This window comes from Lolliginicoccus suaedae (assembly GCF_008312885.1).
Taxonomy (GTDB): domain Bacteria; phylum Actinomycetota; class Actinomycetes; order Mycobacteriales; family Mycobacteriaceae; genus Lolliginicoccus; species Lolliginicoccus suaedae.
This window is the reverse complement of record NZ_VSSO01000002.1, coordinates 1-19,453: the sequence shown is the minus strand read 5'-3', so window position 1 is coordinate 19,453 and position 19,453 is coordinate 1. Positions and strand designations below refer to the sequence as shown.

16 protein-coding genes and 1 riboswitch are annotated in these 19,453 nt (G+C 68.6%); of the genes, 11 read left to right on the top strand and 5 right to left on the bottom strand.

Annotated features, from left to right (window positions below):
* Positions 1-21: 21 nt before the first annotated feature.
* A riboswitch (cobalamin riboswitch) is annotated at positions 22-216 on the bottom strand.
* An 89-nt stretch (positions 217-305) separates the two neighbouring features.
* Both FXO18_RS05710 and FXO18_RS05705 read left to right on the top strand, forming a co-directional pair.
* Positions 306-776: an SRPBCC domain-containing protein gene (locus FXO18_RS05710; protein WP_149360158.1), complete on the top strand. Its 471-nt coding sequence runs from the start codon at positions 306-308 to the stop codon at positions 774-776.
* Positions 777-896: 120 nt separating this feature from the next.
* Positions 897-1,532, top strand: a complete 636-nt coding sequence (locus tag FXO18_RS05705) for a hydrolase (protein WP_149360157.1) — start codon at positions 897-899, stop codon at positions 1,530-1,532.
* A 154-nt stretch (positions 1,533-1,686) separates the two neighbouring features.
* On the opposite strand, the gene FXO18_RS05700 is transcribed toward FXO18_RS05705, so the two are convergent.
* Positions 1,687-2,628, bottom strand: a complete 942-nt coding sequence (locus tag FXO18_RS05700) for an alpha/beta hydrolase (RefSeq protein ID WP_187774203.1) — start codon at positions 2,626-2,628, stop codon at positions 1,687-1,689.
* Positions 2,629-2,737: 109 nt separating this feature from the next.
* Here FXO18_RS05700 and FXO18_RS05695 point away from each other — a divergent pair, with 109 nt between their 5' ends.
* The 3 genes from FXO18_RS05695 to FXO18_RS05685 are packed head-to-tail and all read left to right on the top strand — an operon-like array spanning position 2,738 to position 5,446.
* On the top strand, positions 2,738-3,571 hold the full coding sequence (locus FXO18_RS05695) for an SDR family oxidoreductase (protein ID WP_149360155.1): 834 nt from the start codon (positions 2,738-2,740) through the stop codon (positions 3,569-3,571).
* A 26-nt stretch (positions 3,572-3,597) separates the two neighbouring features.
* A complete protein-coding gene (locus FXO18_RS05690) occupies positions 3,598-4,566 on the top strand; it encodes a hypothetical protein (RefSeq protein WP_187774202.1) in 969 nt (322 codons plus the stop codon).
* Positions 4,547-5,446 (top strand): SDR family oxidoreductase, encoded by a 900-nt coding sequence (locus FXO18_RS05685; RefSeq protein ID WP_149360153.1) that lies wholly within the window; start codon positions 4,547-4,549, stop codon positions 5,444-5,446. The genes FXO18_RS05690 and FXO18_RS05685 overlap by 20 nt, the downstream gene beginning before the upstream one ends.
* 6 nt (positions 5,447-5,452) lie before the next feature.
* Here FXO18_RS05685 and FXO18_RS05680 read toward each other — a convergent pair whose 3' ends face one another.
* The 3 genes from FXO18_RS05680 to FXO18_RS05670 all read right to left on the bottom strand — a co-directional run bounded on the left by FXO18_RS05680 (position 5,453) and on the right by FXO18_RS05670 (position 9,129).
* Entirely contained in the window at positions 5,453-6,112 is a 660-nt protein-coding gene (locus FXO18_RS05680) for an ABC transporter ATP-binding protein (protein WP_149360152.1), read from the bottom strand.
* Between the two features lie 41 nt (positions 6,113-6,153).
* Complete coding sequence (locus tag FXO18_RS05675; protein ID WP_149360151.1) at positions 6,154-8,184, bottom strand: hypothetical protein; 2,031 nt, start codon at positions 8,182-8,184, stop codon at positions 6,154-6,156.
* Between the two features lie 366 nt (positions 8,185-8,550).
* Positions 8,551-9,129 carry a nucleotidyltransferase family protein gene (locus FXO18_RS05670; protein ID WP_149360150.1) on the bottom strand — a complete coding sequence of 193 codons (579 nt, stop codon included), beginning with the start codon at positions 9,127-9,129 and terminating at the stop codon, positions 8,551-8,553.
* Positions 9,130-9,216: 87 nt separating this feature from the next.
* Here FXO18_RS05670 and FXO18_RS05665 point away from each other — a divergent pair, with 87 nt between their 5' ends.
* Genes FXO18_RS05665 through pucL form a run of 3 tightly spaced genes read left to right on the top strand, consistent with a single transcriptional unit; the run spans position 9,217 to position 12,601 of the window.
* Entirely contained in the window at positions 9,217-11,169 is a 1,953-nt protein-coding gene (locus FXO18_RS05665; RefSeq protein ID WP_149360149.1) for a solute carrier family 23 protein, read from the top strand.
* Entirely contained in the window at positions 11,166-11,669 is a 504-nt protein-coding gene (gene uraD / locus FXO18_RS05660; protein ID WP_235900499.1) for a 2-oxo-4-hydroxy-4-carboxy-5-ureidoimidazoline decarboxylase, read from the top strand. Before FXO18_RS05665 ends, uraD begins: the two co-directional genes overlap by 4 nt.
* 23 nt (positions 11,670-11,692) lie before the next feature.
* Entirely contained in the window at positions 11,693-12,601 is a 909-nt protein-coding gene (pucL, locus tag FXO18_RS05655; RefSeq protein WP_149360148.1) for a factor-independent urate hydroxylase, read from the top strand.
* Positions 12,602-13,009: 408 nt separating this feature from the next.
* On the opposite strand, the gene FXO18_RS05650 is transcribed toward pucL, so the two are convergent.
* On the bottom strand, positions 13,010-14,392 hold the full coding sequence (locus FXO18_RS05650; protein ID WP_149360147.1) for a guanine deaminase: 1,383 nt from the start codon (positions 14,390-14,392) through the stop codon (positions 13,010-13,012).
* Between the two features lie 85 nt (positions 14,393-14,477).
* Here FXO18_RS05650 and FXO18_RS05645 point away from each other — a divergent pair, with 85 nt between their 5' ends.
* Genes FXO18_RS05645 through FXO18_RS05635 form a run of 3 tightly spaced genes read left to right on the top strand, consistent with a single transcriptional unit; the run spans position 14,478 to position 19,257 of the window.
* The gene (locus FXO18_RS05645; protein ID WP_149360146.1) at positions 14,478-15,851 is read left to right on the top strand and encodes an 8-oxoguanine deaminase; all 1,374 of its coding nucleotides are present in this window, start codon (positions 14,478-14,480) and stop codon (positions 15,849-15,851) included.
* A gap of 8 nt (positions 15,852-15,859) precedes the next feature.
* Entirely contained in the window at positions 15,860-16,669 is an 810-nt protein-coding gene (locus FXO18_RS05640; protein ID WP_149360145.1) for an FAD binding domain-containing protein, read from the top strand.
* Between the two features lie 2 nt (positions 16,670-16,671).
* A complete protein-coding gene (locus tag FXO18_RS05635; RefSeq protein WP_149360746.1) occupies positions 16,672-19,257 on the top strand; it encodes a molybdopterin-dependent oxidoreductase in 2,586 nt (861 codons plus the stop codon).
* The last annotated feature ends 196 nt before the right edge of the window (positions 19,258-19,453 follow it).

The following is a 19,453-nucleotide window of genomic DNA, read 5'->3' as shown; positions in this document are numbered from 1 at the left end:
CCTTCCAGGTCCTCGTGGAATCGGATATCGCTGGTCGTGGCCGGTCTCCTGGCTGACGGGGTTGTCACGCAGCACGATCTGCCTTCCCAGGGCTCGATGCCCCAGTGGCTCCCCGGCTGGATTGCTGGAGAACGATCGCGTGCTACCCGATCACAGTGGCGAGGGCCGCGCCGGTCTTGCACCGGCTTCCCGTCCACCACGACGCCTCGACCCTAGCAGCGCATTCACGGTGGGACGCCCACCCTAGAACTTAATGGAAACGATTGTCAAGAGTGACGACGGGGGAGGCCCCGTAGGCTGCACCCATGCCCGAGAACACCACAGCCACCCTGCGCGGCAACGCCCTCACCCTCGCCCGCGACTACGCCGCCCAGGAGGACACCCTCTGGAACTTCCTCACCGAAGCGCCGCTGCTGATGCAATGGTCGCCCGTCAACCCCGATCGCGACCTCACCACCCCCGGCCCCGCCCGAACCCAGGAGACGCCTGCGGACGAGCCCATCGACACCACCGTGCACATCGTGACGCAACCCCAGCGACTCGTCCACGCCTGGGGCGATGACACCCTCGAATGGACCATCACCCCCACTCTCGACGGCGCCACCCTCACCCTCGAGCACCGCCTGAGCGACGCCAGCCCCACCGAGGCTGCTCGCACCGCCACCGCCTGGCACCTCTGCCTCGACGACCTCGCCGAAGCCCTCGGCACGACTGCTCCGGCCGCGGACCCCGACGCGCTGCTCGACCAGTACGAGCAACTGCTCGGTAGTGCGTAAAGCGCGGAAAACTGCCTCGCGCCACGGGATATTCGCATATCAGACGGTGCGCGCGAGCTTGCTAGGGCAGCGCTAGTGTCGGGAGGCACGCGCTTCGATCCCCGACAGAAGAGGCCATCCATGCCCAAGACCGACCAGGAGCCCCGGCGCGACCCCGCCACCGACCAGCTGCTCGCCCCCGAGAACTGCGTCGTCGTGCTCATCGACTACCAGCCCGGCCAGTACTCCACCATCACCTCCTCCACCCGCGAGGAGATCGACCTCAACGTGATCGCCCTCTGCAAGCTCGCCACCGCTTACGGCGTGCCCGTCATCGTCTCCACAGTCGGGGTCGACATGGGCCGCAACGAGGGAACCAGCCCGGCGATCCTGGCGGAGCTGCCCGGCGTGACCGAGATCGACAGAACCGGGGTGAACGCCTGGGAGGACGCGGATTTCCGCGCGGCCATCGAGGCCACGGGACGGCGCAAGGTCGTCATCGCCGGGCTGTGGACCGAGGTCTGCCTGACCTTCCCGACCCTCGACATGCTCGCCGAGGGGTATGACGTCTACCCGGTCGCCGATGCCGTCGGCGGTATCTCGCCGGTGGCTCATGACCGCGCGTTCGACCGCATGATCGCGGCCGGTGCGCGCCCGGTGACCGCGATCTCGTTCGGCTGCGAGCTGATGCGCAACTGGGCCCGCCCCGACGCGGACAACCTGCGCGAGGTCATGCAGTGGTACTTCCCCGAGCGGCAGCGGCTCGGCCTCGCGTAGCGGGCGCTGATCGCGGCCGGGGCGCTGTGACCTCGCGCCGCAATCGCGATAGAAGCTGCGGAGATCCCGGGTCAGTTTCTATCGCGTTTGGCGTTTTCCGGTGCTTCTAGCGCCCCAGGGTCCCGAAGCCACACGCCCGCGATCCCACCACCCGCTACTCCGTGCTCGTCGGCCGAGCGGTGCCCGCCTCGCGGCCGGTATCGCTGCCGGTGTGGTGGCGCACGAAGTCCCCGATGTCCTCGACGGCTTGGGTGGCGGCGCGCAGCAGGCCGCTGTGCAGGTGAACCACGTGCCAGAGGCCCTCGAGGACGGTGAGCGTCACGTCGACGCCCGCTTCCTGCGCGTGCGCGGCGAGCCGCTTGGCGTCGTGGAGCAGGATCTCGTCGCTGCCCACGTGGATCAAGGTGGGCGGCAGGCCCGCGAGATCGGCATGCAGGGGATCGACCTCGGCGTCGAGGGGGCCGCCGGCGATGTAGCGGCGCGCGCATTCGCGCAGCCAGGGGGCGCTGAGCATCGGGTCGCGGGTCTCGCTGAGGTCGGAGACGGTGAGGTCGATCCACGGCGAGATGAGGACCAGCGCGGCGGGCAGTGGTGCACCGGATGAGCGCAGGCGCAGCGCGGTGGAGAGGACGAGCCCACCGCCCGCGGAGTCGCCGGCCAGGACGATGCGGCCGGGCGGCATGCCATCGGCGAGCAATGCCGCGTAGGCCGCCACCGCATCCTCCACCGCCGCCGGGTAGGGATGCTCGGGTGCGAGGCGATAGTCCAGCGTGGTGACGGTGGCTTGGGCGTATCGCGCCAGGTAGCTGGCGATCGAGCGGTGGGTGCTCGGCGAGCCGAGGGTGTAGCCGCCGCCATGCAGGTAGAGCACCACGGTTTCCGGGTCGGATGTGGTGTGCGTGGCCTGCTCGGCGCTGAGCCCGCCCAGGGTGATGGTCCGGCGCGTGATGCCGCTCGGACGCGCGGAGACGAGGGAGGCTGCGGCGATGAGCGGGCGTTGCAGGCGCACGGGAAGCCGGGCCGAGAGGACCGGTCGTACCGCGGTGCGCACCGCGAGCCGCATCACCGCTGGATCGAGCTTGGGCATGCTGACCATTCCCTCACGATACGTCCGGATCAGCATCGGCGTCCCAGGCTCCCGGCATGTCGGCCCACGATGCTTCATCGGGCTGTCCGCCCGACGCTCCCGGAGTAACGTCGGGGCCATGAGTGGTGTGATCGCTGTCAGCGGGGCAACGGGACAGATCGGTGGCCGGGTCGCTCAGCGGCTCGCGGACGCGGGGGCGCGGCAACGCTTGATCGTCCGCGACCCCGAGAAGGTCAAGCTGCCGGGAGTGGATATCGCACTGGGGGACTTCGGCCATCCCGATACGATCCGCCAGGCCCTCGACGGCGTCGATACCTTCTTCTTCGTCTCCGCGCCGGAGACCCGTGATCGCGCCGAGGTGCAGCGCCGCGTCGTCGAGGCCGCCGCCGATGCCGGGGTGCGCCGCATCGTCTATGTCTCGTTCGTCTCCGCGGCACCGGAATGCACCTTCACGTTCGGGCGCGATCATTGGCATACCGAGCAGGCGATCCGTGGCGCAGGGCTGGAGTTCACGTTCCTGCGCGACAACCTCTACCAGGACGTCATCCCGTTGTTCGCCGGGGAGGACGGCGTGATCCGTGGGCCCGCGGGCGACGGCCGGATCGGCGCGGTCACCCGTGATGACGTGGCGGACGTCGCGGCGGCGGTGCTCACGCAGGACGGGCACGAGGGCGAGTCCTACGACGTCACCGGGCCGCGCGCGTTCACCCTTCACGAGGCAGCCGAGATGATCACCACCATCACTGGCGAGAGCACCACCTACTATGCCGAGAGCCTCGACGAGGCGTACGCCTCCCGCGAGCGGTTCGATGCGGAGAAGTGGGAGATCGATGGCTGGGTCACCTCCTACGCTGCCGCCGCTACTGGCGAGCTCGACATCGTCACCGATGTGGTGGAGCGCGTCGCGGGGCACCCGGCCACGGATTTCCGGGACTTCCTCGCCACGCGATAGCCCCCGGTGTGTGCCATGATCACGGCATGGCCGCGCTCACCACCGACCTCAGCGACCGCTACGCCTGGGCCGTCGCGCGCCACGTGCCCCCGGCCTTGCGCGCCGACATCGATGCGGACGTCCACGCCCTGATCGAGGCCGCCATCGCGCGGCAGGAAACGGGCGACGCAATGCAGGCCGAGCGGGATGCCCTCATCGAGCTCGGTGACCCGCAACGGCTCGCCGCCGAGTACACCGGCGCGCCGCAGCACCTCATCGGGCCCGCCTTCTACTTCGACTACCTCCGGCTGATCAAGCTGCTCGCAGCGATCGTGCTGCCCATCAGCGCACTCGCCATCAGCATCCCCCAGATCCTCGCCACCCCGGACGACTATCTCGCCGTTCTCGCCGGCACCGCCTGGGCAACGGCGATGGTCGCGATCCAGTTGCTCTTCTGGACCACGCTGGTGTTCGTGCTCCTCGACCGGCACGCCTCCCGATCACGCGATATGCGCTGGCGGCCCGAGCAACTGCCCCGCGCGGGAGCGACCAGCCAGCGGGCTGACGCAGCGTTCTCCATCATCGCCATGGCAGCGCTGATCGTGTTCCTGGTGTGGCAGCAGCTTGGCCGCGAGATCCCGTTCGTGGATCCGCAGCTGTGGCGTGCCTGGCTGCCGATCATCCTGGTGCTCGCGGCCCTCATGCTGGTGCTCCACGCCCTGCGGCTCGCGCGCGGCACGTGGACGGTCCCGCTCGCGATCGTTCACCTGCTCGCGGACATCGCGCTGCTCGCCACCCTCATCCACGCCGCCACCCGTAGCGGCCTCATCAATCCTGCGTACCTCGAGCAGGCCGGCCTGCCGCAGCCCAGCCCGTGGATCATCGTCGCCCTCATCGGTGCGTTCATCATCGGCGACACCATCAGCATCATCGCTGACCTGCGCCGCAGCAGGCCAGCGCGCTCCACTGCCCGTCCGACCAAGAAGAGGCACCACCATGACCAGCACCACGTCTAGAAGCGTTGTCATCACCGGCGCCAACGGTGGCATCGGGCTCGCCACCGCCATCGAGCTCGCCCAGCACGGCTTCGACGTCATCGGCACCGTCCGCACCGAGGCCGCCGCCGATACCGTCCTCGATGCCGCGGACCGCGCCAACGTGCGCATCCGCACCATCGAGTGCGACGTCACCGACGACGAGCAGGCCCGCGATGCGTTCGACCGCATCAGCCTGCTCACCGATGGCGGACCGTGGGCACTCGTCAATAACGCCGGGATCGCCCAGGCCGGCGCCATCGAGGACGTCTCCGGCGAGTTCGCCGAGCGCCAGCTCGCCATCAACCTCCTCGCCCCGGCCCGCCTCATGCGCCTCGCCCTGCCCGCCATGCGCGAGCGCGGCGACGGGCGCATCATCAACATCTCCTCCATGTCCGGACGCGTCGCGCCGCCATTCCTCGGCTGGTACTCCGCCAGCAAGTACGGGCTCGAGGCCATCTCCGACGCTGCCCGGCGTGAGGTCGCGGCATTCGGCATCAAGGTCGTGCTCATCGAGCCCGGCAGCTACGGCACCGGCGTATGGGGGACCGCGATGGATCAGTTGCCCGACCGCGAATCATCCGCCTACCGCGATGCCTATGCCCTCGCTGACCGCATCGGGGAGCAATCCGCGAGCTATCCGGCGCCCACCCCGGTCGCCCAGACCGTCCGCAAGGCGCTGACCAGCAAGCATCCCCGCGCCCGCTACCTCGTCGGCGCGGATGCCGTGGGAGCGGTCCTCCTCGATACCGTCGTGCCCACCGCCGTCAGCGACTACGCGATGCGCCTCGGAGCAGGCCTCGCCCGCGCCCCGAAGCCGTTCGACCGGATCGTCGACGGCATCGTCAAGCGCGTGCTGTAGGGGCAGCTACAGCCGGATCACCTGCTGGGAGGCATCGATCAAGCGCGGATCATGCGTGGCGACAACGGCGATGCCGCCGCCCGCGCAGTGCCGCGTGATGAAGTCGACGACCTTCCCCGCGTTATGGTCGTCGAGCGCGGCGGTCGGCTCGTCCATCAGCAGCAGGTAGGGCGACTGCAGGGCCAGCCGGATGATTCCCACTCGCTGCTGCTCGCCACCACTGAGCTGGTACACCGGCGTGCCGAGGAACTCGTAGGCGAGATTGAACCGCGCGAACACCTCGCGGGCGCGGTCGGGATCACGCGCGATGCGGAACTCACCGACCTCGATGTTCTTCCTGACCGACCATCCCGGCACGAGGCCAGCGTTCTGGAACGCGAAACCAACCATCGAACGGCGAAACCGCCGAAGCGCCGCGCCGCGCAGGGCCGCAGGCTCCTGCCCTCCGACGGTGAGGGTTCCCGAGGTGGGCCGTTCCAGGCTCCCCAGGCATTGCAGCAGGGTTGTCTTCCCGGAGCCGCTCTCCCCAACGAGCGTGGCGAATGTTCCGTCGTCGATGGTGAACGCCAGGTCCTGCCAGATGGTGCGGCCCGGGAACGAGTAGGCGAGGCTGGTGGCGGAAACGCCGCCACGGCCGGTGGTGGTGCTCTCGGCTGTCTTCATCATTGTTGCTCCTCGGGGACTGGTGGGGGTGCGTGCTGCAGGGTTCAGGCCGCTTCGAGCGCGGCACGGTTGACGCCCCGGCGCAGCAGCAGCAGCGTTGTGACGGTCACGGCCAGCGCCGCCGCGCTGATCCCGCCGATGATGAGCAGCTGGGGAGCGAGAGCCAGATCGATAAGGAATGTCATGGCAATCGTTGGCGCCACGGAGAGCGCACCCACCACTAGCAGATGCCGACCATATATTCGCCAGAACCCCGAGCCAACTGATTGCAGCAGGAAGATTGCTGCGGTATTGCGCGCGTGATGGATCGCGGCAAAGATCGCCGCGCTGAGCAGAAATACTATTGCCATCATCGCGGTGGCGATGACCACGATCCGGAAATCCGCGACCCTGTTCGCGTGATCCAGCTCAGCAAGGTTCGCGATGCTTTTCCACGATATGACGATGCGGGACGCTCCGCGCTCCTGCAACTCTCGCTCGGCGCGCGCTCCGTCGGTGTAGGCGCCGATGAGGCTGTAGGAATCGTCCGACAGGATTCCACTGCTCGAGTCGGTGACGACGAGCACGGGATCGATGCTGAATGGTGGCGCCCCGGGGCGATTGAAATCCAGAAGGGGCGTCACGCCTAGGTCCACGCCGGGGAACGTAATGATCGATAGCCGTTCCACGGCCCGGTCTGCTCCCAGGGAAAGCTGGAAATCACCCCACTCCTGGACCACCGCGATGATCTCCTCCTCGTCCTGGACGAGTCGCGACGGGATGAGCACGCAGATCCCCCCGGGGACAGTGGCGCAGGCCCGGATCTCGGGCACCAGGGGCTTCGGCACGTCGGGCAAGCTCTCCAGGAAGCTGGAGTTCACGAGCACCGGGATGTCGGGCACGCCGACCTCCGTCCACGCTTCGAAGGTCCGCGAATCAGTCATCCATACTTGGCCCTGCTGCTCCAGCTCGCGGTGGACCTGGCCTAGCTGCTCGGCCAGAACTCCACCTTCGGGCGAGAGCACTGCATAGCTCTGGGCAGGACTAACCAGCTCGGGATGCGCCGCGTGATACCCGTATGCCTCCGTCGCGGCCTGGAACTGGCGGGCCTGCACGAGCGCCTGGGCGGAGCCGAGCGCCGCGCCACCCGTGGCGAGCGCGAGCGCCGCCATGGACAGTGCTGCAAGCAGGCCGAGCGGACGGGCGCCCCGGATGGCGCGCCCCGCCGTGTATTTCCGCGTCGCCCATGCCAGCAGTGCTGCGGACAGGACCGTGGCCGACGGGACCAGGACCAGCGTCACAGCCCCGATCTGCATGATCGTGGCCGTGAGGTAGCCATCGGCGAAGGCGTGTGAGTACGCCAGCAGTACGGCGAACGGGATCAGGACGGCAGCCGCAGCGGGGGGGGCGAGCGCGCCGGCCTCCCGCGCGAGCACCGGCAGCCGGGCGTGGCCCACTGCGAGCCGGAGCCCCACGATGTTCAGCCGCGTGCTGCCGAGATTGGCGGTGGCCAGCACCAGCGCGGTCCACAGGATCGCGAAGACGATCCCCCAGGGCGGGGCTGCCACGCTGGATAGCAGCCACCGCAGCGCCGCCGGTGTGGTGTTGCTGAACGCGACCGCATCCGTTCCCGCTAGCCGCAGCAGACGCACCGCTTCCCGTGCCTGCCCGGTGTCGCCTTGCACGAGATACGTCCCGAGCAACTGGTCCCTGCCCAGGGATTCTCCGGGTAGCAGGGTGGCGGGGTAGGCGCTGCCGAAAGTGGGAAAGTAGTCGGTATCCGGATCCCCGATGATCGACGCGGGATCCCCGGTGAACAGGTAGTAGTCAGTGCTGCGCACGCTGTCCGCGACCGCAGGCGCGGACTTGTAGATGTTCGCGGCCGTCTCGCGGGCGGCGCCGTTCAGTGCTTCGAGTACCTCGGCCAACGGAATGTCTGATTCGACGGCGGTGACGTGGATTCCGTCCGTGAACCCCTCGGGTCCATATCGGTCCTGGTCGACCAGGAACGTCGAGGCGGATCCGAGAAGAGCGAGACCGAACAGGATCGCCGTGATCCAGGTGATCCCATGTGCGATCCTCAAACGGTTGGCCATGAGCGCTCTTTTCTGTCGCGCAATCGTAAATCATGCCGGATGAAGTTTATCCTCACGATAATTGACACATATCAACATATCGGTTGTGGGTGGCCCTCGCCGTGCAGCTTGGCGATCATTCACCTCGCGTTCACGCAGTGCCCGGAATGCCCATGTCTTTGATCGCCTCGCACGCCGCCATCTGTGACGTGAGCCACAATTGTTTATCGCAGGGAGCCAGAGGCTATTGCGCACATATTGAGGTTTCGCATGGCTGTAGCGTTGCCGCGGAAGCAAACGCGATAGAAGCTGCCGGGATCGTGCCGGTTTTTCTATCGCGTTTAGCGGTTTCTAGTGCTTTTACAGGCAGGCAGGCCGCGACCCCCGCTAGCAACCCGGGTAGTCGATATCGGCTCCGGTGGCGAGGTCCCCGCATTCGACGCCGAGCACATCCCGTTCGCGCAGGTAGTGGCGCGCGCCGGCATCCGATGACCCACCCGAGAGCTCCGAAAGGCTCGCGAGCAGCGGCTGCCAGTGGTCCCGACCAATGATCACGGGGTGCCCGGGCCGCCCTTGGTAGTGGGCGCGGGTGATGCCCGCGGGGCCGGGGTGGTGCGCGATGAGCCGGGCGAGCACGTCGGGGCCGACGTCGGGTGTGTCAATTGTGTGTAAAACGAGGTTGTCGTGTTCGTCGTTATTGCAGGTGAGGGCGGTCACTGCGGCAATCGCGGCGTGCACGGTGGCACCGAGGCCTCTGGTCCACGCCTCAACGTGGAGCTCGGTCGTCCCGAGTGGCAGGGGTGGTCGCGCGGCGCCGGTGGCGATGTAGACGCGCGCGCAGCCGCCTTGCTGCAGCGTTGCGGTGGCGGTGCGCAGCCAGGCGCCGTCGTGGGCGAGGATCTTGGGCTGGCCGTAGCGGGTCCCGGCACCGGCGGCGAGGAGGATACCGAGGTAGCGGGACGGCATGGCGGTGTCCTTTCCTGGCGCTTCGCGGCATCGGGGCTTGGTTTCCCGTGAAACCTTGCGGCAATACTGCCTGTTCAGGCTGGTGCGATGTCCATTGTTGCGTCATTGCGCCGCGAGCACTCGCGGCCAGCTGCCCGGAGGCACCCTGTTGATGAGGTGCTGCCGGTCCGCGTGCTCGCGGTGCTCGGTGCCCAGCATGTGGTGGCGTTCTATGCCGGGGCGGTGCTGGTGCCATTGCTGATCGCGATGGCGATCGGGCTGGACGGCGAGGCCCTGACGATGCTGATCATGGCGGACCTGTTCACCTGCGGGGTGGCGTCGATCCTGCAGGCGGTGGGCGTGCTGCGCATCGGGGTGCGGCTGCCGCTGGTGCAGGGGGTGACGTTCGCGAGCCTGGCGCCGGTCATCAAGATCGCCAACGATAACGGCGGGGGCCGCGAGGGCCTGCTGCATGTCTACGGCGCGGTGATCGTGGCCGGTGTGTTCACCTTCCTGATCGCTCCCTACTTCGCGCGGCTGGTGCGGTTCTTCCCGCCGGTGGTGACGGGCTCGGTGATCCTGATCATCGGCGTCTCGTTGCTGCCGGTGGGCATCGGCAACGCGATCACGAGCCCGGTGACGGGGCTGCCGGAGCCGGGCAATGGCCGGTGGATGGCGTACGCGCTGGGCACGATCGCGCTGATCGTGCTGCTGCGCCGGGTGTTCCGCGGGTTCCTGGGCACCATCGCGGTGCTCGTGGGGCTCGTGGTGGGCACGACGGTCGCGTGGCTGCTGGGCGATACCCGCTTCGACGAGGTCGGCGATGCCGCCTGGGTGGGGTTCGTGCCGCCGTTCGCGTTCGGCTGGCCGCAGTTCGGGGCGGTGGCGATCGTATCGATGATCATCGTCCTGATGATCACCTCGGTGGAGTCGACGGGATCGGTGCTCGCGGCGGGCGAGATCGTGGGCAAGCGCATCGGTCGCCAGGACATCGCGGCGGCGCTGCGCGCGGACGGCGTCGCCACGGTGGTGGGTGGATCGTTCAACTCGTTCCCGTACACGGCGTTCAACCAGAACGTCGGGCTGGTGCGGCTGACGGGCGTGAAGTCCCGCTGGGTGGTCGCCGCGGCCGGGGTGATCATGATCCTGCTGGGCTTGTTCCCGAAGGCAGCGCAGGTAGTGGAGGCGATCCCCGCCCCCGTGCTGGGCGGGGCGTCGATCACATTGTTCGCGTCGGTCGCGATCGTGGGCATCCAGACGCTCGCGAAGGTGGACTTCACCGACCAGCGCAACCTCATCATCGCCGGGACCGCGCTCGGCCTAGCCCTGTACGTGGAGGAGGGGCAGACGCGCCGCGAGTCCGGCGGAGTGGTCATCCCGGGCGTGGAGACAGCCGTGCCGGGCTGGCTGGAGATCCTGTTCACCACCGGCATCACGATGGGCGCGGTCGTCGCGATCGTGCTGAACATCGTGTTCTTCCACCTCGGGCGCAGCGGCCAGGCGGTAGCGGGGCGCGGCGAGATCACCCTCGCCGACGTCAATCGCATGGACGAGGAGCAGTTCCACGCGACGTTCGGGCCGCTGGTGCATGGCACGCGATGGGTGACACGCCACGCCTTCGGGCAGGCGCCGTTCGCGGACGCGCATGACCTGCGGGCAGCGTTCCAGGAGGCGATGCTGATGGCCTCGGACGCGGAGAAGCTGGAGCTGCTGCGGGCGTTCCCGGATCTCGGAGCCGAGGATGAGACGGGCACACCGATCGCGGTGGACCACGTGGCGTTGTCGACGCTGCAGGAGGGCGAGCACCTGGCGGTGGTGAAGCTGGCGACGGCGTATCGGATGCATTTCGGTTTTCCGCTGATCATTTGTGCCCGCGAGATCGACCGTTTCGATGCGGTGCTGCGCACGGGGGCGTCACGCTTGGACAACCAGCCCGCGAGCGAGCGCTCGTTCGCGCTCGTCGAGGTGGCGAAGATCCTGAACTACAGGTTTGATGATCTCGTGGCGGAGGCGAACCCGGTGACCGATTCCTACCTGGCGCGACTGGAGTCGCTGCGGTGACGGTGCGCGGGATGCCGCTGGCCGCGTTCAATGACGCGGACCTGGCGCTTGCCGTGCGCGTGCTGGCCGAGGCGTGCGCGGCGCCCCGCTGGGCCCGGCGTGTAGCGGCGCTGCGCCCGTTCGCCAGCGTGGATGAATTGTGCGAGCAGGCCGTGGCCGAGCTCGCGGCCACCGATGATGCGGATATCCGCGCGGGGCTCGCCGGGCACCCCCGCATCGGTGATCGGGTCACGGGCGGGCGCTCGGCGACGGAGCAATCGCGGGTCGCGGCCGCCGGTGATGCGGTGCTGTCACGGCTGGTGGAGGCGAACCGTGCGTACGAGGAGCGGTTCGGCCACGTCTACCTGGTCTTCGCGCACGGGCGCGGTGCCGAGGAGCTGCTCGCGGTGCTCGAGGAGCGGCTGGGCAACGATCCCGACTCGGAGTGGCGGGTGGCGCGCAGGGAGTTGTGCCGGATCACGGAGTTCCGGCTCGCGGCAATGTTCGATGCGGAGAGCTAGCAGGCTCGCAGGAAGGATGCGGCATGGGAATCGTGTTGGGGCCCAACCAGTACGGCAAGGCGGAGAACCGCGTGGTGCGCATCTATCGGGGCTCGCCGCGCCACGGCATCCGTGACATGACGGTCTCCACGGCGCTGCGTGGTGATTTCACCATCGCGCACACCGAGGGCGACCAGTCGCCCGTGCTGCCGACCGATACGCAGAAGCAGACGGTGTATGCCTATGCGCGGACGCATTGCGACGGCAGCATCGAGGAGTACGGGCTGGCGCTCGCGCGGCACTTCGTCGATGACGTGGAGCCCGTGCAAGGGTCTCGCATCGAGATCGAGGAGCTCGGGTGGGAGCGGGTGCCGGTGGGGGAGGGCGGCCACGATCATGCGTGGACGCGCACCGGGCCCGAGGTCCGCACCGCGGCAGTGACGGTGTCAGGCTCGGGCGGGGAGCGCCGGGAGCATGTGATCGGCGGCATCAAGGACCTGGTACTGCTCAAGTCGACCGGTTCGGAGTTCCAGGGCTTCCTCGAGGACGAGTTCACGGTTCTCGAGCCAACGGATGATCGCGTGATGGCGACGTCCCTGGTAGCGCAGTGGCGGTTTGATGGCGTCGACGTGGCATGGGACGAGGCCTACGCAGCCATCCGGAAGATCATCGTCGAGACGTTCGCGACGCAGCACTCGAAGGCTCTGCAGCAGACTCTCTATGCGATCGGTCGACGGATCCTGGAAGCACGTCCGGAAGTGGTGGAGGTGCGCATGTCCGCGCCGAACAAGCATCACTTCCTCTATGACCTGGAGCGGTTTGGCATCGAGAACAATAACGAGGTCTTCCACGCCGACGACCGGCCATACGGGCTGATCCAGGCGACAGTGGCGCGCGACGATGCCCCTGCCGCTGGCGACGCGTGGGTGCCGCAGCTGGCCTGGCTGGGGTAGGTGGGCTGCGCGGGGGGCCAGGGTTGCGCTTTTTGGGGCAGCTTCGCGCAGGTGCACCGCATTTTTGCTGGCAGAGATGTTGTGTAAACAATCAGTGACACCAGAGTTACTTCTGTCACCTTGGTGGCGTGGCCCCTAACGCTACAAGGTCACTTTCCCGTACAACAGACATAACGTTGAGGTATCAACGACTGTTGAACGGGGGTAGGTCATGACGCGCGACACCAATGCCATACGAGGCTTCGGCGAGTTCCTCGGCAACGAGGAACTGCTGTTCGTCGTCGTCGCTGGTGGCTTCGGCTCGTTAGTCCTCCTCGCCGGCGCCGCACTGGCCCTCCACATCGGCCGGACCACCAGGGCCCGGACCCGCGCCCACCTCACAGCGCCGCGACCGGAACGCGGCACCCCTCACGAGACCGAGACCCGCCTGCCCCGCACGAACACCTCTGCGATCGCCGGCTCGCGCAATGCCATCATCACGGCGAACGCCAGCGCGGCCGGGCCCGAGGCGGCGTCGATCGATCGGGACAGCGGTGGCCAGGCCGAGGGATCCACGACAAGGAAGTCCGCGTCCTTGCCTGCATCCAGATTCCCGAACGCATCCTCCATGTCCAGCGCCCTCGCGCCCGCCAGCGTTGCGCTGAACAGCAATGCAGCAGGCTCCAGGGGCACTACGCGATCAGCGCTCGCGCTCATGTGGACCTTGAAGCAATCGTTGGCGACCCGGCTCACCAGCCACTCGTCGCCCGCGCCCACATCCGAGCCGAGTGCCACCGTGATCCCGCGCGCCGCCATCCGCTTCCAGGGCATAGTCCCCGAGCCCAGGAACAGCTGCGACGTGGGGCAGTGGGCGATCGATGCCCGGGCCGCCGCGACGCGATCGAGCTCGCTATCGCTGCAGTGAACCGCATGGGCCAGGATGCTTCGTCGCCCTAGTAGCGACTCGCCTGCTACCTCGCCGCCCGGACCGAAGCGGCCATCATAGGTATCGAGGTACGAGGACGTGCCGAAGTCGCGCAGCACCGAATCGATCTCGCCCACCCCTGGGGCATCGTTCTCGCTCAGGTGCGTGTGGAAGTACACCCCCGAGGCGTGATGCTGCCGATGCAGCTCGCCCATCCAGCCAAGCGTCTCCGGCGTCACTGACAGCGCGAAACGGGGCACCAGCGCCACCTGGAGCATCGCCCGATCAGGCCGCCCTGGATCATCCGCGCAATGCCAGCGAGCGATCTCGGCCCGGCACGAGCGCTCCGCATCGCCCTCCGAGGTGATCAACGGCGATGCCGAGGCCGGGCCGCGGGTCTGCACGCCGCGCCCGCTGACCATCCGCAGCCCCGTCCGCGCGGTCTCCTCGAACAAGGCGTCCTGCGCGACCGGGAACGCCGAGCCGAACACCATCGCCGCTGTCGTGCCCGCCGCGATGCGGGCCGCGCAGAACTCCCGCGCCGCCTCCCGCGCGAAGCCAGCATCAGCGAAACGGGCCTCGGCCGGGAAGACGCATCGATCCAGCCAGCTCAGCAACGTGCCACCACCGTGCGCATCCGTGGTGTAGACCTGCGGGAAATGGATGTGCGCATCGACGAATCCGGGCAGCAACAGGCAGCCCCGCCGATCCACTACTGTCGCCGCAGCAAGATCGGGCGGAACCTCGCTGAACGGTCCCGAGTAGGCGATCCGGCCGGCATCGTCCACGACCAGCGCGCCATCCGGCTCGCTGACCAGCGCATCCCCTGCTTCATTGACGCTGGGGCGACCGGCGATATGCAGCACATGACCTCGGTACAGGAGCACGTCGCACACTCTTGCACACCAAGATGACAGCCATTGCGCCCCGAACGTCACCAGTGTGTAATGCGGGATCACTACATTCACAGGTATGTCGGTGACCAAAGTAATTCGCAACGCTCGCATCGTCACCATGGACGGGCAGCGGCGCGAGCTCACCGGCAGCGTCGTCATCGAGGGCAACCGCATCACCGCCGTGGGCGACGAGCCCGCCGACCTGCCCGAGCGCGCCACCATCATCGACGGCCGCGGCTGCCTGCTCACCCCGGGGCTCGTCAACACCCACCACCACCTCTACCAATGGATAACCCGCGGCCACGCGGCCGACCTCGACCTCTTCCACTGGCTCGTCACCCTCTACCCCCGCTGGTCAGAGCTCACCCGCGACACCGCCTACACCGCGGCCATCGCGTCCCTCGTCAGGCTCGCCGCCACCGGCTGCACCACCACCACCGACCACCACTACGTCTTCCCGCCCACCGGCGACAAGGGTGCCCGCGCCGACATGCTCGGCAGCGAGATCACCGCCGCCGCCGCGATCGGCATGCGCTTCCACCCCACTCGCGGCTCCATGGACCTCGGCCGGTCCCAGGGCGGGCTGCCCCCCGACTCGCTCGTCGAGCCGCTCCGCGACATCCTCGCCGCCAGCGAGAAAGCACTGACGGAATGGCATGACGCTTCGCCCGGATCGATGCTGCGCATCGGGCTCGCGCCCTGCTCCCCGTTCTCCGCCAGCGCCGACCTCATGCGCGAGACCGCCGCCCTCGCCCGCGACTACGGCGCGCGCCTGCACACCCACCTCGCCGAGACCCGCGAGGAGGTCGCGTTCTGCCGGCAGAACCTCGGCGGCACCCCCCTCGAGTATGTCGCCGGGCTTGGCTGGACCGGCCCCGATGTCTGGTTCGCCCACGCCGTGCACCTCGAGGACCGCGAGATCGTCCAGCTCGCCGACACCCGCACCGGGGTCGCGCACTGTCCCACCTCCAACGCCCGCCTCGGAGCAGGAATCGCACGCCTCCGCGACCTCGTCCGCGCCGGGGTGGCCGTGGGCCTCGGCGTCGATGGCGCGGCGAGCAACGAGGGCGGCTCCCTCATCGAGGAAGCACGTCACGCGCTGCTGTTCGCCCGGGCCCGCGACGGAGCCGCCGCGCTCAGCGCGCGCCAGGCGCTCGAGCTCGCGACACTAGGAGGAGCCCGCCTGCTTGGTCGCGCCAACGACATCGGTTCCATCGAGGAGGGCAAGCTCGCCGACCTCGCGCTGTGGCGCATGGACACCCTGCCCCACGCTGGCATCGACGATCCCGTGGTCGCGCTCGTCATGGGCGTCGCGCCGCCGCTCGAGCGCCTGATCGTCGACGGGCGCGTCATTGTCGAGAACGGGGAGGTCACCACCGTGGACGCCGAGAAGGCCGCGAAGGTCGTGCTCACCGCCCAGCTCGTCATGGCACGCGGGCACAACGGATAGGCCATCGCGTGGACCTGCACACCATCGACACCATCGTCGAGCCCCGCGCGCGCCGCGAGGTTCCCCTGCCAGCGCCAGGCGATGCGATCCTCGGCGGGGGCACCTGGCTCTACTCCGAGCCCCAGCCAGGAACCGACCGGCTCATCGACATCACCGCGCTCGGCTGGCCATCGCTCGCGATCACCGACGATGGCCTCGACATCGCGGCCACCTGCACCATCGAGCAGCTCATCGAAGCATCATTCCCCCCGGAATGGACCGCCACCAGCCTGTTCCGCCAGTGCGCCGACGCGCTCGTCGCCTCGTTCAAGATATGGACCACCGCCACCGTCGGCGGCAACATCTGCCTCGCCCTCCCCGCCGGGTCGATGATCGCCCTCGCCGCCGCCCTCGACGCCACTCTCACGATCTGGCAGCCGGACGGCACCGACCGCACCACCACCATCACCGAGCTCATCACCGGGCCGCGCCGCACCACCCTGGCACCCGGCGAGATCCTCCGCTCCATCCACCTGCCCGAGACCGCCCTGCGCCAGGACGTCACGCTGCGCCGCATATCCCAAGCGCCCCTCGGCCGGTCCGGCGCGCTGCTCATCGGCCGGGCCACCGCGGACGGCTACATCCTCGCCATCACCGCCGCGACAGACCGTCCGCTGCTCCTCGAAGCGGGCAGCCCAGCGGAAACGCGCTCCGCGATCAGCAGGATCAGCAGCGAGCGCTGGTACACCGACCCCCACGGCACGGCCGACTGGCGCGAGCACGTCACCGCGATGCTCGCCGAGGACCTGGTCGCCGAGCTCGTGGAGCGGAGGACATGACCATGAATGTCAACGGCCGCGAGATCACCACCCCGCCCCGCCCCGGCCAATGCCTGCGCACCTACCTGCGCGAGCATGGCAACCACGACGTGAAGAAGGGCTGCGACGCCGGCGACTGCGGCGCCTGCACCGTCCACATCGACGGCAAGCCCCAGCACTCGTGCATCACCCCTGCCCACCGCGCCGCCGGCGCGACCATCACCACCCCGGCGGGGCTCGGCCAGCCCGGCAACCTCCACCCCGCCCAGCAGGCCTTCCGCGACGCCATGGGCTTCCAATGCGGCTACTGCACCCCCGGCATGATCATGACGGCGGCGGCGCTCACCGACGAGCAGCGCGCGGACCTGCCCCGCGCCATGAAGGGCAACCTCTGCCGCTGCACCGGCTACCGCTCCATCCGCGATGCCCTCGAAGGACGAGCCGTCCCTGCTGGAACCACGCTGCCCCCCGCCGCGGACAGTGTCGTGACCGGCACCGAGCCTTACACCCTCGACACCACCATCCCGGGCCTGCTGCACCTCGCGATCGTGGCCAGCCCCCATGCGCACGCGCGCATAGAGCGCATCGACACGGCGCAAGCGCGCAGCATGCCAGGCGTGGTCGCCATCCTCACTCACGAGGACAGCCCGCCGGCGCGCTTCTCCACCGCCCGCCACCACCACTACGCCGACGATCCCGAGGACACCCGCATCCTCGACGACACCGTCCGGTTCGTGGGCCAGCGCGTCGCCGCCGTCATCGCCGAGACCCCGCGCGACGCACACCGCGCTGCCGCGGCCATCACGGTCGAGTACACCCTCCTGGACGCGGTGCACGATCCCGAGCAGGCCACCGAGCCCGGTGCGCCCGTCCTGCATCCGTCGGTATCCCCGCGCAACGTCGTCGCAGAGCTGCATGGCGAGACCGGCAGCATCGCCCGCGGCATCCAGGCAGCGGAGCAAGCAGGGGGAGCGGTCGTCCGCGGAACCTGGCGCACTGCTCGCGTGCAGAACGTCCATATGGAGACCCACGCGACGATCGGCTGGATCGATGACGATCAGCGCCTCGTTCTGCGGACCAGCAGCCAGGTGCCGTTCCTCGTGCGCGATGAGCTTGCCCGCATCCTTGACCTGCCCCGCGAGCAGGTCCGCGTCCACACCGCGCGCGTTGGTGGCGGCTTCGGGGGCAAGCAGGAGATGTTCACCGAGGACATCGTTGCCCTCGCCGTCCAGCGCACCGGCCGACCCGTCCAGTACGAATACAGCCGCTCCGACGAGTTCGATCGCGCCGCCCACCGGCACCCCATGCGCATCGACGTCACCGCCGCGGCCACGCCGGACGGCCGGCTCACCTCGCTCGCTGTCGACGTGCTCTCCGATGCGGGTGCCTATGGCAACCACTCGCCGGGTGTCATGTTCCACGGCTGCAGCGAATCCGTGGCCCAGTACCGCTGCGCCAACAAGCGCGTCGACGCCCGCGCCGTCTACACCAACAACCCTCCCTCTGGTGCTTTCCGCGGATACGGGCTCGGGCAGCTCATGTTCGCCATCGAGCAAGCGCTCGATGATCTCGCGCGCGAGATCGGCATCTCCCCGTTCGACCTGCGCCGCCGCAACGTTGTCGTCCCCGGTGATGTGTTCGTCGACGCAGCCCCTCATGATGACGACCTCATCTTCGGCAGCTATGGCCTCGACCAATGCCTCGACCTTGCTGAGGCAGCCCTCGCTCGAGGCCGCAGCTCCAGCGCGCCGGCCACGCCCCGGGAGCAAGTGGGGGAGGGGATGGCCATCGCCATGATCGCGACCATCCCGCCGCGCGGGCACATCGCCGATGCCAGCGTCACCCTCGAGCGCGACGGCACTGTCACCGTGCGAGTGGGTACCGCGGAGTTCGGCAACGGCACGACCACCATCCACGCGCAGCTCGTGGACGAGGCTCTCGGTATCGAGCCCGGCGCGATCCGCATCATCCAGTCCGACACCGACGCCGTCGAGCACGACACCGGCGCGTTCGGCTCCGCCGGAACAGTGGTTGCCGGCAAGGCCGTGCACCAGGCAGCTACGGCGCTCGCCCGCCGCATCGAGCAGTTCAATGGTGATCTGGCCGAAGTCGCTGCCGAGCACGGACCGCTCGCCGAGCACTCCCGGCAGGATGGCTCGCCCCGCTCGGTCGCCTTCAACGTCCATGCGTTCCGCGTGGCGGTGGATACCGGGACCGGCGTCGTGCGCGTCCTCCAGTCCGTGCACGCCGCCGATGCAGGGACAGTCCTCAATGCTGAGCAGTGCCGCGGCCAGATCGAAGGCGGGATCGCCCAAGGCATTGGCTCCGCCCTCTGGGAGGAAGTGCCGACCCAGGAAGGTGCGAACACCGTCAACACCCTGCGGAACTATCACATCCCCCAGCTCGCCGACATTCCCGCGACCGAGATCTGCTTCGCCGATACCTACGACCAGCTTGGCCCCCTCGGTGCGAAGTCCATGAGCGAATCGCCCTACAACCCCGTCGCGCCCGCCCTGGCCAATGCCATCCGTGATGCCACTGGCGTGCGCCTGCGCGAGCAGCCCATGAACCCTGCGCGGGTGTGGCGCGGGCTCCACGGGCGCGACTAGGAGCTGTCCCTCGGGCAGTGCCGCGCACCGCTGGTCGTCGTGGGTGCTCATCCCGGCGAACGGCACGTGAACAGCGGATTTGTGATTGGGATCGGGGGTGTGTAACTTTCTTGGAGCCAGCCGGTGCGCGGGCCCCGCTCGAAGCGGGGGACGGGCACGAGGCGGAACCGGATCGCGGAGGGGCGTTGTTGCCTCC